The 14125-nt window shown below is 38.8% G+C and carries 14 protein-coding genes; 3 read left to right on the forward strand and 11 right to left on the reverse strand.

Features of this window, described 5'->3' with window-relative positions:
* Positions 1 to 866: 866 nt before the first annotated feature.
* The 4 genes from QWY86_RS09810 to QWY86_RS09825 form a co-directional block, all read right to left on the reverse strand.
* Positions 867 to 2450 (reverse strand): Na+/H+ antiporter, encoded by a 1584-nt coding sequence (locus QWY86_RS09810; RefSeq protein WP_290241418.1) that lies wholly within the window; start codon positions 2448 to 2450, stop codon positions 867 to 869.
* A gap of 25 nt (positions 2451 to 2475) precedes the next feature.
* A complete protein-coding gene (locus QWY86_RS09815; protein ID WP_290241420.1) occupies positions 2476 to 3492 on the reverse strand; it encodes a bestrophin family protein in 1017 nt (338 codons plus the stop codon).
* A gap of 1078 nt (positions 3493 to 4570) precedes the next feature.
* On the reverse strand, positions 4571 to 5905 hold the full coding sequence (locus QWY86_RS09820; protein ID WP_290241422.1) for a paraquat-inducible protein A: 1335 nt from the start codon (positions 5903 to 5905) through the stop codon (positions 4571 to 4573).
* Between the two features lie 30 nt (positions 5906 to 5935).
* Positions 5936 to 7261: a paraquat-inducible protein A gene (locus tag QWY86_RS09825; protein WP_290241424.1), complete on the reverse strand. Its 1326-nt coding sequence runs from the start codon at positions 7259 to 7261 to the stop codon at positions 5936 to 5938.
* A gap of 281 nt (positions 7262 to 7542) precedes the next feature.
* Here QWY86_RS09825 and QWY86_RS09830 point away from each other — a divergent pair, with 281 nt between their 5' ends.
* A complete protein-coding gene (locus QWY86_RS09830) occupies positions 7543 to 7863 on the forward strand; it encodes a hypothetical protein (RefSeq protein WP_290241426.1) in 321 nt (106 codons plus the stop codon).
* Positions 7820 to 8536 (forward strand): hypothetical protein, encoded by a 717-nt coding sequence (locus QWY86_RS09835; protein ID WP_290241427.1) that lies wholly within the window; start codon positions 7820 to 7822, stop codon positions 8534 to 8536. The genes QWY86_RS09830 and QWY86_RS09835 overlap by 44 nt, the downstream gene beginning before the upstream one ends.
* A gap of 77 nt (positions 8537 to 8613) precedes the next feature.
* Here the strand turns inward: QWY86_RS09835 and QWY86_RS09840 are convergent, their stop codons facing one another.
* The 3 genes from QWY86_RS09840 to QWY86_RS09850 are packed head-to-tail and all read right to left on the reverse strand — an operon-like array spanning position 8614 to position 9580.
* Entirely contained in the window at positions 8614 to 8772 is a 159-nt protein-coding gene (locus QWY86_RS09840; RefSeq protein ID WP_290241429.1) for a DUF2256 domain-containing protein, read from the reverse strand.
* Positions 8759 to 9238 (reverse strand): DUF4385 domain-containing protein, encoded by a 480-nt coding sequence (locus QWY86_RS09845; RefSeq protein WP_290241431.1) that lies wholly within the window; start codon positions 9236 to 9238, stop codon positions 8759 to 8761. The genes QWY86_RS09840 and QWY86_RS09845 overlap by 14 nt, the downstream gene beginning before the upstream one ends.
* Positions 9239 to 9247: 9 nt before the next feature.
* Positions 9248 to 9580, reverse strand: coding sequence for a hypothetical protein (locus QWY86_RS09850; protein WP_290241433.1), 333 nt, complete (start codon positions 9578 to 9580; stop codon positions 9248 to 9250).
* Positions 9581 to 9757: 177 nt separating this feature from the next.
* Between QWY86_RS09850 and QWY86_RS09855 the strand changes: the two genes are divergently transcribed.
* Complete coding sequence (locus tag QWY86_RS09855; RefSeq protein WP_290241435.1) at positions 9758 to 10738, forward strand: SDR family NAD(P)-dependent oxidoreductase; 981 nt, start codon at positions 9758 to 9760, stop codon at positions 10736 to 10738.
* Positions 10739 to 10898: 160 nt separating this feature from the next.
* Here QWY86_RS09855 and QWY86_RS09860 read toward each other — a convergent pair whose 3' ends face one another.
* The 4 genes from QWY86_RS09860 to QWY86_RS09875 form a co-directional block, all read right to left on the reverse strand.
* The gene (locus tag QWY86_RS09860) at positions 10899 to 11297 is read right to left on the reverse strand and encodes an HNH endonuclease domain-containing protein (RefSeq protein WP_290241437.1); all 399 of its coding nucleotides are present in this window, start codon (positions 11295 to 11297) and stop codon (positions 10899 to 10901) included.
* A 273-nt stretch (positions 11298 to 11570) separates the two neighbouring features.
* The gene (locus tag QWY86_RS09865) at positions 11571 to 11885 is read right to left on the reverse strand and encodes a hypothetical protein (protein WP_290241439.1); all 315 of its coding nucleotides are present in this window, start codon (positions 11883 to 11885) and stop codon (positions 11571 to 11573) included.
* Positions 11886 to 12191: 306 nt separating this feature from the next.
* Entirely contained in the window at positions 12192 to 12389 is a 198-nt protein-coding gene (locus QWY86_RS09870) for a hypothetical protein (protein WP_290241441.1), read from the reverse strand.
* 1 nt (position 12390) lies between these two features.
* Entirely contained in the window at positions 12391 to 13977 is a 1587-nt protein-coding gene (locus QWY86_RS09875) for a hypothetical protein (RefSeq protein WP_290241443.1), read from the reverse strand.
* Positions 13978 to 14125: the final 148 nt, after the last annotated feature.

The following is a 14125-nucleotide window of genomic DNA, read 5'->3' on the forward strand; positions in this document are numbered from 1 at the left end:
CCGGCATCCGCCGTTCCGGTTTTTCATTCCCTTCGTTTCCGTTGGGAGTGCAAAGGTAGGAATCTTTTTTTAACTTCCAAATAAAATTTAATTTATTTTTTCGTCCGTTTCTTATTCCCAATCCCACTCTTCAATACCGCTGTTTGACCAGCATCGCTTCCTTCCGAAGCGGGTTGCAAAAGTAGAAAACTTTTTTCAATCACCAAATTTTATTTTAAATAATTTCCGGCGTTTTCAGCTTCTCATTTCTTAACCCCCTCTTCCTCCGAAGCGGGTTGCAAAAGTAGAAAAATTATCCGTGTGCACAAAGTAGGCAAAGCTTTTATTTGGTCATGCGTACATAAGTAGGTGTGCATCAGCAAGAAAAATTTTAGGCCCGGCAAAACATTTAGCCGCTTTGGTTTGTTTCGGGTGGTTTTTCTGACGTTTACAGGGGTTGTTTATTGTGCTGCACAAGCGTTTTTAAGGGTTTCCCGCAGATGCCCGCAGATAAAAAACGCAGATTGAAAAGGAAAGAGAATAACAAAAGAGCAAGGAACAAGGAGTAAAGAATAAAGATTAATGCACATAACCTAAAACGAACAACGGAAAATGAACAAGTAGTAAAGAATAAAGATTAATGCGCAATGCGAACAAAGAACAGCTAACCCGAATAAAATAAACCCCACCCTAATGGAAAACCCGCAAGTGCAGCAAAGCGAAACGAGGATTTGGAATGAAGGGCGGGACGAACGCTTAATAGTTAACAGGAACCTGCTTTTCAATAATCATTTTTAAGCATATAAGATATAGAAGGACATTTAAACTTGCGTATACGTATTTGGAAATTGATAATTGGGTATTGAATACTGCGATTTATCCTTCCACTAAATTATCTTCAAGCGTTCTTCTTCTAAATCGATTTGATATAATTGCTGCCGAATGATTTCTTCATCTATCTTCGGATCTTTATTCAGTTCGGTTAGGTAATTTCGCTGGCTTTCGAGCAACTCGACAAAGATAATTTTCGTTTTTTCGTTCATCCAGCTATCATCGCTGGCTTTAGCACGTTCTTCCCATTGCTTTAATATTCTTTCGATTCCGGCATGGCCTTGCAATTCATTTTCGTACTTATTCCTTAGCACTTCATACACATGCTGCTTTAATCCGTGCTTCATTTTTTGTCTGGTTAAAGCCTCGTTTTCTTCTATAATAATATTGTTGAAGAAAGAAATCCTTTTAATAATATAGGGTAGGGTAAGGCCTTGCACTAAAAGTGTAAGTAATATAACCACGAATGTGATGAATAATATGAGGTTACGGTAGGGGAATGGCTGGTTATTTTCCATTGTAACGGGAATAGCCAAAGCCGCAGCCAGTGAAACCACACCTCGCATACCTGTCCACCCGAGCAATAGCGGCATAGTAAAGCGTACCCGGTTTGATGATGCGCCTGGCGCAACTCCTGGCCTAAAAATTAAGGTGGCAATCATTGCCGCGTAAGAACTTATGATTCGGGCGGCAATCAAAATACCTGTAACCAGTAGGCCATAACCTATTGCTGTTTTTAGTGGAATCCCATTGCTACGCAAACCATCAACAATTTCGGGCAGCTCCAATCCAATAATCAGGAATACAATGCCGTTTAAAATGAATACAAAACTTTGCCAAACACTGTAACCCATAATGCGGCTGGCACTGTTGAGAAAAATTAAACGCCTGGCCGACAAAAATAATCCGCCACTTACAACCGCCATTACACCCGAGCTATGCAGTTGTTCGGCAATCCAATACATAATGTAAGGTTCTATTAATGTAAGGGCAATATCTGAAGGTGCATCTGTTGGTAAACGTTTGTGCGCTTCTACAAAAATCCAACCGAGCAGCAGGCCAATGCCTGCCCCACCAATAACCATCCATAAAAAACTGGTCGCCGCTTCCTGCCAGATAAACTGACCAGTACCCACGGCCACCAGGCCGAAACGAAAAATGATTAGGGAAGAGGCATCATTTAATAAACTTTCTCCTTCTAATATAGCTGATGTAGATTTTGGGATTTTTACAAACTTCATGATGGCTCCCGTACTTACGGCATCGGGAGGCGATACGATTCCGCCTAATAAAAATCCAAGCGCTATGGTAAAGCCCGGAATATAATAGTTGGTAACCAGGGCTACTGAAAGTGCGGTAAAGAATACCACCAGAAAGGCGAAACTACCAATAATGCGCCACCATTTTTTCATCTCTTTAAATGAAATGGCCCAGGCTGCTTCAAACAGGAGTGGTGGTAGAAATATAAAAAATATTAGGTTCGGGTCAATCTTAACCCTTGGCAAACCCGGGATAAAGCTGATAACCAAACCACCCACCACCAGTAAAATAGGGTAGGCAATTTTTAGTTTAGCGGCCCACATATTTAATAGCACAATAATGGCCACCATTGCGAGCAAAAAAGGTAAAATAGAATGCATTAAAAAAAATTATATCATGATTTGATTACATCAGTACATCGTTAACCGGTTGAATGGGCTTTGGGATTTCCGTTTCGCCCAGAATTTGCAGCATATCAATCTCAATGGTACGGCAAATGGAAAGCATCGGAACATCTGTTCCTAATCCTTCGAAGGGGTTTTCTGAATAATCGCCAATTAACTCCATCACTACATATATCCACCCAACGATGGTTGCGAAAGGAATCATTAACCACACTCCAGCCTCGCCTAGTTTGGCAAATTCGGCCACAATACCTAGTGGTAAAAGAAAAATAAATATGCAGTTGAAGATAAAACTCAGGTTTGCGTATTGACGTGGTAATGGAAATTTCTTGATGCGCTCCGCTCTTCCCTGGTGATCGTAAAAATCATTCAGGATGGTTTGCATATCCAGTTGCCTGCGCATGTGTAAAAATTCTTTTTCTTCCAGTTCTGCCAGATGTTGAGCTTGTAAGTTGATAATCTGCGTGGCATTGTTCGCCGCAAAATCCCAGTTATGCTTATCCCCAAAATAATGCTGCTTTTGCTGCTCATTTAAAAAATCTTTAAACTGGCCAATACCAAAACGTTCTCTACGTTGTGCAGCGAGCCGTCCGAAAAGATGCTTTAAACTAACATGTTCCCATTGGGTGGGTACAAGCAATTGCTCACGTAAAGTATAAAGCCATGCAATATGACGAAACACCAGCGTTTTTTTTATGCTTTTAATTTCTTCATTGGAAGCGTCTGGCATGCGGATATAGGCATTTAGCATCACTGCCCAGCTTCTGCTGCTGTTTACAATAGCACCCCAGATTTTTCTTGCTTCCCAAACCCTGTCGTAAGATTGGTTATTTTTGAATCCGACATAAAAAGCAACTGCAGTTCCGATTAATGAAACCGGAAGCCAGGGAATGGATATCCATTGCCAGCCCAATTTGTAAAGCAAAGCGATAATAAACATGTAAGTGATTAGCCACCAGAAATGGTGACCTGCAAATTCCAGTATCCCTTTTAGGGTAATGTTTTTTCTGACCAGCATCCTTTAGAGATAAAATTTTTTATAGCTTTTTCGCAATATTGACTTGCCTTTTGCCAAATCGGTACTTATGAAATACAATATATTAAACGTCATCGAGATAATAAATATAATGGTTGCTATCGGGATGACGAAAGGATAGCTGATTTTTTAATTAGGAATGCAAATATAATACAGGTTTTTGAATTTCTGTTTATGGGATTAGGGAGAAAATCGATAAGAGGTGCTGAAATGAATTTAGCACAACGAAAACTAAATCCTCCCCCTGCCCCCTCCAAAGGGGGATAGCGAGGCGTAAAGTATCATGAAAGGCCAAAAAAGGGGGGAGTTTTACCCTCAAAATATTGTATCCTACTTAGACGACAAGCCGAGTCAAATTATTAAAAAGAAGAAATCGATAAGAGATGCTGAAATAAATTCAGCATGACGGAAACTAAATCCTCCCCCTGCCCCCTTCAAAGGGGGATAGCGTGGCGTAAAGTATTATGAAAGGCCCAATAAGGAGGGGAGTTTTCCTCAAAAAATATACCCTACTTAAGCGGCAAGCCGAATCAAATTACTAAAAAGAAGAAATCGATAAAAGATGCTGAAATAAATTCAGCATGACGTAAACTAAATCCTCCCCCTGCCCCCTTCGAAGGGGGATAGATAGGCGTGAAAGTATCATGAAAGGCCCAATAAGGAGGGGTATTTTTCCCCTCGAAATAGTATAACCCCACTTAGATGGCGAGCGGAATCAAACTATTAAAAAGAAGAAATTGATAAGAGGTGCTGAAATAAATTCAGCATGACGGAAACTAAATCCTCCCCTGCCCCCTCCGAAGGGGGATAGCGTGGCGTAAAGTATCATGAAAGGCCCAATAAGGAGGGGCGTTTTCCCCCTCGAAATAGTATAACCCACTTAGACGGCGAGCCGAATCAAATTACTAAAAAGAAGAAATCGATAAAAGATGCTGAAATAAATTCAGCATGACGGAAACTAAATCCTCCCCCTGCCCCCTCCGAAGGGGGATAGCGAGGCGTGAAACCAAATAAATTCAGCATAACGAGGATGAATATGATGATTTAAAACCACAATAAACTAACACGGCCCATTCCTCTCATCAATCCGCTTTAATAAAAAGGAAAGAAGCTTTGCAAAAGCCACATAAGCAACAAACACAAAAAAGCCGGGTTGCAATGCAGAATTATTTTCGGTAACGGTTTTTAAAGTATCATTCTCAATATTTAAACCAGAAAGCTGACTTTTCAATATCCCATTCAAGCCAATATAGGTCATGGCAATACCCACAACCATTACGTCTGCCATATCCCATTTACCCAAATCGAATGCCATGAACCTAAGTACCTTCGGGTTTCTGAACAAATGACTGCAAGAAATGTGTATGCCCCTCGCTATTAAACGAAGTAACGGTAATATCACTACAAATAACATAAGCAGCACACCAACCAATACCGCATCGGGTTTAGGCTGCTCAATTAGTGTGCTTATGATTCCAATTATACTTTTGCTCTGGAAAAACAACACCTGATTGTTAAAGACCAGCTTATCGCCCAATAATGCAAACTCCAGCGACTGAAGACGGGCATCAACCTCTATTATAGGTGAAATTACGCCAACGGCCAACAAAACCACCGCAAACAGGAGCGACATAATAAATAAGGGCACGTGCAAATGTGTTTTTTTCCTTAAAATCAGCCAAAGCATTAGTGCAATGGCAACCGAAATAATCATTACAAAAGCAAACTGATGACTTAGAGCCTTAATCTGGCTAAGCTTTGCCTTCACAACCTTATCAAAATCAGCCGAATTGTTGACCTTATATTTATGGTAAATGTTTTGCTCAACGGTGGTAATGGTCGTATCTGTTCTATCGTAAGTTTGAGCTTCCAGTTCATCAACCTTGCTTTCGGCAATACCTTTTATCTTTTTTAAACTCGACGGACTTGTAATTTTCTGCACAATGGTTCGGGCAAAAGATGGCACCTGCGCATGCAGCTCGTCTACATCTACAAAAGCATCAAAAGCAAGTTTCTTAAGTTTAGACCCAAGTCCCTTTTTTGGTTTGGTGAAATCAGCCACTGCTTTATTCACCATGCCATGCAGTTCCTTCTCTACCTCCTCCTGCATTTCCGACTTTTGCTTTGTCGTAAGTTTGAAGCCTTTAACCCGCCTATCTACCACGGCAGAGATTTTTTCGCCCCACCTGTCGACCGAAAAAACGCCAAAAGTAATGTTGTTCGAAAGGCTATAATCTTCCTTAATTCGTTTTTGTTCAAAAGCAAGCTGATAAAAGCGATAGCCGGAAAAGGCTGTTGCAATTAAGAGTATAGATAAGCCAACGATGAGCATGGTAGCTGCCCATCTGCTTTTTTTTACCTGTATATCTGGAGATGAATTTGTATTTGTCGCCATAAAATTAATCAAAAAGCGTTAAGCAGCTGGTTAGTGCGCATCATGTGGTGTAATAAACTTTAAAATTGTAGAGAGAATTAAGCCATACAACACAAAGCTGATGAAAATGATGTAACCTGGTTGCAGTGCCGTATTATTGGTGGTTAGTATGGTTAGCGAATCATTTTTAATGTTCAGCGCCTGCAACTGACCTTCCAGCAAACCATTTAAACCAATGTATGCCATCAAAATCGCAATTACAATTACATCGGCCATGCTCCATTTGCCAGATTGAAAGGCAAAATATTTTACAACCCCATGCTCCGCCAGTTTTTTTCTGCCCAACAAGTGTATGCCTGTAGAACTCAGCTTCACCACCGGAAACAAAATACTAAAAGCAAGTATCAATACCCCAACCAGAATCGAATCTATACCCGGCTGCCCAATTAACACCTTTACCACATCCATAATGCTCTTGCTCTGGAAAAACAGCACCTGGTCTTTAAAAGTTACGTGTTCGCCCAGTAAAACAAAATCAAGCGAACGTATGCGGGCATCTACCTCAATCATCGAAGCCGTAAGCCCTACCGCCAGTAGAATAAAGGCAAACAGTAAGGACATTACAAAAAGCGTGATATGCAAATCGCGGCGACGGCGCAAAACCCACCACAAAATAAGCACCACGCTAATGCAAGCCAGCATAACAAAAGAATAAGTATAGGTTTTACTGCGAATATCGCCCAGAGTTGCGGTTAATTTTTCATTCAGCTCATCGGTAGATTTTACCTTGTAGCGGCCATACATGGCCTTTACCGCAGCAGTTTTGGCTACGAAGGCACTGTCTAAACTTTCCTCTTCTGCCAATTCATTAAATTCGCCAATGGCCATTTTACTTAACTGGCGTTTGTTTTTCGGGTTATCTACTTCTGCAATAATGGTTCTGGCGAAACCCGGAACCTGTGCCTTTATGCTATCCGAATTTACAAAGTTCTTAATGGCAAACTTCTGTATTTTACCACTGATGGTTTTCTTTGGTTTATTCACCAGCGCTTCGGCCTTGTCAATCAAGGCTAGCAGCACCTGCTCTACTTCACCCTGCAAAACCTTCTTCTGCCGCTTCGTCATTTTTAGGTTTCGCACCTGCTTATGCACAATGCCTGCCACATTATCTTTCCATTGCTGTACCGAAAACAGCCCATAAGTAATGTTGTTGATGTTGGAATAATCTTCCTTTATCTGCTCCTGCTGTTCAGAAAGCTCGTGCAGCTTAAACCCGAAATAACCTTCTACACCGAGCAAAAATGCCAGTGCCAAAATGAGCAGCAACTTAGGCAAATAGGATTTGCGTGCTGCCGAATCTTTAATCTGTGTTTCCAAGCGGTTCTTTTTTGGTTTTTATCCAACAACAGAAATCGTGCATAAAAGCGCACAGGTGGATGGCAATATCTGGTTGGTATTGGCAATTAAACCAATAAAAGAAAAAAAGGTTTGAATCGAAAAAAATATTATTGGTTTTTTAGATATACTCTAGGTTCATTCTAACGTATTATCACCTTATTTAAATACTAAATTCTTAGTATTGCGCTTACCATAATGGATAGTTAGCTTTAACCTTATCAAAAATTAATTTTAGTTAACAATACAAAACTTATCTACAAATGAAATTACTGCTCTCTATTTTTTTTATCACTATTTTCATTAATGTCCAAGAAACAAAATGCCAAAATATTCTGAAGGGCTATAAGATTTTAAACATTGCAAGAAAAGATTTGCCTCTTGGGGCACAATGGATAAATGGTGTGGGACCAGATGGCAATGGTGTTGGAAAAGACAACATTAGATTTACTGAATCCATAGACTATTTAAGTATTGATGATGAAATTAAAATGAGTATTATCTCCTCCATTACATCATACTTAGGCATTAGTGGTGACTATGCCAAAAAAATCAATATTCATTGTAAAAATTTATACGGTTAACGACCTCTCAAAGACAAACATTAGATCAGTACAAAATATACTATACGAATATATTTCTGCTGATAGCATTATGATAATTTATGACAAGTCAGTTAAAGCATCATTAGATTTTGAATTAAAAAAAAGGTTAATTGATTATAAAACAAATACTCAAACTGCCCAATCACAAAAGATTACTGTTTCAGGAAATAATTTGGCTTTTGGCTACCGAGTATTCGAATTGGGTAAAACCAAAATAATCGAAAAAAGAGGGAAGATAAAAGATACCAAGGGTGGAGGTGGATTGAAAGAATTAAAAGTCTTAAAGTACAATTTTGCGTTCAACGATTACGAATTGGCTCAATGTATCGGAAAAACTGTCCCAATAAATGACGAGAAATTGAAAGCATGTGGGTTATCAGCTCCAGTTGATTTAAGCATAAGGAACTTTAGCAACACAGATGCTACAGGCAAACCTTTGAGCAAAGAACTTAAAATAAGGCCGGATACCTTTCAAGAACTTCGATTTAGTTATAAGTCTGAAAATAAACTAATAAGTGACAATATTAAGATTTCATACAGTTACAACCCTAAATCTTTTTTCCTATATATGTCTGACAACAGCAAAGTAGAAATCAGAAGTACGCTAACACCCTTGAAAATATTAAATAGCCCTACAGCAGCAGGCTGGTAATGTCATAAATTTGATCGTATATAAACCTAAAAATTTAGATAGCGGAATGGCGGTATATTTCGAGCGCACAAAAATATTCAATCACCGTTAGCAAGCATGGCCTTGTTCCCTTTACATTGTTCGGAGCAGTATTTAACCTCCGCCCAGTTTTTCGCCCATTTCTTGCGCCAGCTAAAACTGCGTTTGCAAACCGGGCAGATTTTCTCGGGCAGGTGTTGCTTTTTAACCCCGTTCATGTTTCCATTGCTTTTTTAGCTTAGCATAATTTTCATTTGCCTCTGCCAGCTTCCATTTTTCGTAAAAGATGGAAGCGGAGATGGCTTTTTGAGCATCCCCCGTTCCGCGTTCCAGTTGTTGGTAACCTTCATCTGCATTGTACTTTTTTCCGCCCTTGTAATTGGCATAACGCCTTGCCCGGGTAAAACCCATTTGCAGGTACTTTCTCGACATATCTGCACCCACAAAATCTTTAGCTTTTAAATACTTCAGAAATAGCCGGTAGATTTTTTCACTACTCTTTTCTGCAATTTCAGGTGTTTTAAAACGCCAATGCTGTCCGATTTCACTTTTATAAGGTTCACAAATTAATACACCCTGCTCTCCCTTGCCAACCCGGTAAGCTTCAGGCTGTGCCCGATAATCGATGTCGGCTTTCCATGCATATTTAGAAATTTCAAAGTTGAGGTAGGAGGGCTTATCCATAATGATACGCTATCCCTGATGAATATGGCTGTTAATGTAGGTTTCTGCACCCAGCAAATCATTATCTACCTGTTCCTTTGCCGTAGCAGATTCGTAAAGCAGAGAATCTTCCGGGAACGCACTCAGCAGGGTAATGTTTATAGCACCTTCATTTTCTTCGGCTGCCTTACCGATTACCGTAAAAATCCCCTCAATGCCATCATGTACGAAGCTGTATTTTACCTCAAAATCCTGGTCATCTTCCGTTGGTATTTCGGCAATCTCTGTATAGGCTCTTTCCTCAACGGTTTCTAAGCCCTGTTTCAATAATTTTATAGCCTGTTGCTTTTTTTCTGCTGTCATCTCTTATTTATTTTGCTCTCTTTTTAACAGTTTGGCGACATTAAAGTTTTATTAAACCTGGCAACCATCATTACAGTCGATTTAAATTTCATGTTCAGAAACTTAAATCAGCAGCTTAAATACAAACATTTCATTAAATCCAATGTTGCAGATAATATCAATAGATAAATAGCTGCTATGGAAAAAAATACAGTATTAAACCTGAATGGTAAAACGGTCGTCATCACAGGTGCTTCCAGTGGGGTAGGTTTGGCTACCGCCGAAGCCTTCGCTAAAGCCGGTTGTACGGTTGTGCTGGCGTCCAGAGGTATTGATGCGCTGAACCAGGCTGTAGATTATTGCCAAAACCTTGGTGCCGAGGCCATTGGTTTGCAAACCGATGTTTCAGATATCACACAGGTAAGGGCATTGGCCGATGCAGCCATTCAGCTAAGCGGTAAAATCGACTACTGGATAAATAATGCAGGCGTAATGGCGAGCGGCAGGTTTGAAGAAATTCCTATTGAGGTAAGCCATCAGGTGGTCAAAACCAATTTGTTTGGCTATCTGAACAGTGCGCATACCATCATCCCAATATTTAAGCAGCAGGGTTATGGCGTTTTGGTTAATAATGTATCTATTGGTGGTTTTATGCCCGCCCCATATAGCGCCGTTTACTCGGCCACTAAATTTGGCATTAAGGGTATGATGGAATGTTTACAAGGCGAACTTTCGGGCGAAGCAAACATCCACATCTGTAATTTATACCCACAAATTCAGCGCTCTACCGGCAATATGCATTCTGCCAAGTACTCAGGCTTAGACTTTAAGGTGCCACCCTTTGCGGCCGACCCACGCGATACCGCAGCAGCATTGCTTAAACTTGCCCTTCATCCAAAAAAAGATAAATTCCCCGATTTTTCATCATGGGCATTGAAAACCATGCATGGCATTTTGCCAAAGGTATTGGTGAATACGGCATCATCAGGCATGCGCCTTTTAATGGAAATTAAGGATGGCGCACCAACAAGCGGAAATGTACTGAGCCCATCAGCACCGCCACATCAAATTTATGGGGAAACCATCGTTCCGGTGCCTTCCAAAAAAACCAAGCTTGCACTAGGTCTTGGACTTGCCTTAGGACTGGGATTGGTGTTGCTTTCTGGGAGAAAAAATTAAAGTTTGCGTAGCCAATACCCATAACAAAATTTTTTTCGCTTCTGTAATATTTAAATAAAACCTATATTTATACAGGTTATTCTACCATTCTCGGAGAAAAAAGATTTGAAGCCCGATACATCACGAAATGTACCGGGCTTTGCGGTTTTAAGAGAAAATCTTAGCGCATATATTCAAAACCATTATTACTGGCGATGGTAATTAATGGTGCTATGGTATTTTTGAATTTAGCCTTATAGGTTTCGGGTAATTCTGTTACTTGCTCTAAATCCGGAAAGATGCTTAAATAATCTTCCAGTATCTTTTCCTTTGGCGATTTGTATTTGATAATCTCTATGGCAGATTTCTGTAAAGTGTAGAACCTATCGAAATACTTATCTAATTGTGGCAGCCTATCTGATTTTGAACTGTTGAAGGAGGCATTGGCCGGAATTAAATTCCAAAATAAATCGTGCGATACAAATGCGTAGGGGATAAAATGCTCTACCGCAAATTGCTTTTTCTCTAATTTACTATCGGTATAAATGCAATCTAAACTGCCCAATTCATCTATTACCACATCCCAAACTTTTCGTTGCTTAATTAAGGAGTTCCTTTGTGCTGGCTTAATTAATTTATTTGGAATATCCGGAACATTTGGATTGTGCTTTTGTAGATACAGGCTCAGTTTCCAATAACAAAAGCTTTTTAAAATACCTGCATTATTTTTCAGGTAATCTATCCAGATTGGATTAATGGTAACATGCGTTTGGTCTAATGCATAGAGGCAATCATTCTCAAATTGTTGCGAAGCCTGATAAACTGCACTTTTATTTTCTGATATGGATGGAAGCTACGGACTTAAAAAGCGATGCGGAACCTGCTGATTAAAATGCTGCAATAATTTATTAGTAGCCAACGAATCACTTTCATTCAATCGCTTCTTTATTTGCTTGCGGTCTTCATCTATACTGATGCCTTCTAATAATGCAATTTCCGCTACCTTATCATGTAACTGATCTTGTTTGCCAAAACTAATTTTAAAATAGTTAACCGTGTACCAGCTTGCGGCAACCATACCCACAAATAGCTTTTGCTTAGGGATGTGGTATTGCTCTTGCTCAACTTCTTCTAAAATCGATAGAAACCAATAAAATTTATAAGCCACAGCTGTATTATTAAAGCAGGCGGCTAAGAGGTGAACAGGTAAATTTTGCTGAATAGGGATCATTCAGTCGCAAGATATTCAATAACAAATTAAGTTCAAATTTAATACTGAAGAACAACCTCATATCATAAAATTGAGATAAATCAATGGTGATTGAAGTTAGAAAGGTCAAGCACTTAAATTCTTAGCATTTACACCAGTGGTGAACTCGATCTATTAAATATTAAAGAAAATTAGTTTTATAAAAAAGCCTCAATCACTCTTGAGGCAAATATCTAATCTAATAATTTGGAGAATAGCATTAGGTTATGCGGTTAGTATAACATGCGATGCAGAATTCTGAGAATTTCTATCCTTTACATGATATTCTCTGCGCACACTTTCCATTTCATCGTTCATTTCTATAATTGCGCTGAAATGTTCTGGTTTATCCAGATAAGAAACCTTGCCATCTGTTTTAAGTTTTTCTTTAATTTGAGTGGTTTTACTCACTGTTTTAATCATACTAATAAGACGTTAGGTTGTTTTCAAAAATTTTAAAATCGTTCAAAGGTAAATCATTCTTTTCTAATTTTTTACTATCTGCCTCAAAATTAATCACTTTACTTTGGTAGGCTGCTATAATTAACGGCTTATTAAAGATAATGTTTGCTTCTGTTGCATCCAAAATTATTATACCATTTGCATTCTTATTCTTAATCAGTTCTTTATTACTAATCTCTGTTACCCATATAAACTTTGGCATGGCTAATTCCAAAATGAGATCTTTTAAATCAGAAGAGAAACTCGCATTTGTCGCCAAGACATCTTTAAATGACCTGCTAGATGCTAAATAGGTTCTCAATAAAACCTCAGTATCATTATTTAATGGCTCAGGTCCACCAATCAAAAACCTTGCAATAAAGTTCTTAGCCTCGTATGCTTCAAGATATATCTTTGTATACAAAGGCACTATAAAGTGTGTGATTTTACAATTATCCCACGATGCATGATAATGAGCTGCCAGCTTGGATAAAAGTGCTTTTTGATATACTGGTTGATTATCGTCTATATATATAAATTCTTTTTCAATACTATCATAATCATATAAGGTTATGTTTTTTGAATTGGCTCTATCCTTCAAAACTCCATCTTGAAATTGATGTGCTCCTAATGCATCTATATGAGTAGATTTAACGGTTTCATGTCCAATACATAATAATGCATGCCCTATGCCAGCAAAATCTTCCATTGCAATGATAACAGGAATTCCACTTTCAGCATAACAACTAATCAATCTATCAAATTCATGCGGATATTGAGAGCGACTATATATCCTTGTTCCAAATCCGTATTCCTTTAACGCAAAAGACATTTGTTGAATATTCAAACCTTTTGACGGCACTTGTCGCTCAGAAGTAACCTTATTCAAGGTTTGTATAATTTTAGAAGGAAGCAGCGGCTTATATTCTGCGTAGCGATTACTGAAATATTCCATCATAGCCCAAAGGGTCGTTTCGGCACAGCTAATCGTTTCTGTGTCTTGTGATGAATGTGGAAAGGCATCTACACTTAATTTAACTGTATTAACGGTGTTGTGATAGCTAGCCGTACAAACTTGAAAATCTGTAGTTTTTAACGCTTTCGGAGAAATAATACTCCTACCAACAATATGAGGTTCTATTGGCCTAAGCACGAAGAAACCTAAATAAGCATCTTGAAGCTTATGACGCTTTTCTTCTAACCGAAAATCACCAGCTTCTATCTCCACATCAAACAGGGATATTCTAATGCAATTTCGCTTGTATGCCGCTAATTTTGACGAGTAATAATGATAATAGCTGTCTCTATATACACGATCGATATAATTAGTTTCAGCAACTAAATAAATATCATCCTTTAATTTTTCAATATGATGCTGAATTTTCTTTTGAAAAAGTATTTTAGCAAATTTATCAGTTACCTCAAACTCCTGTATTAATAATGTCTCAATTAATTCGGCAGAATTTTTTATGGGTTCTATATACAAAGAAATATTCATGAGTGCTATCCGGCATAGCAGATTTTGGAAGCAATAAGCAGTAAAATCTGTGTATGTATTTAGTTTTTGCACAACCAAGGAAATTTGCAGCTACGTTGGCCAATAGTGGAGGATAGCCTCAAATTACCGCCATGTAGATTTTGCCAGCTTAATGCGACAAAATCTGCACCTGTCCCGAGTATCGGGAAGCCTTGGTGTTATGTCTGATTGGTTTAATTTT

Origin of the sequence: Pedobacter aquatilis (genome assembly GCF_030409415.1) — a bacterium.
Taxonomy (GTDB): Bacteria; Bacteroidota; Bacteroidia; order Sphingobacteriales; family Sphingobacteriaceae; genus Pedobacter; species Pedobacter aquatilis.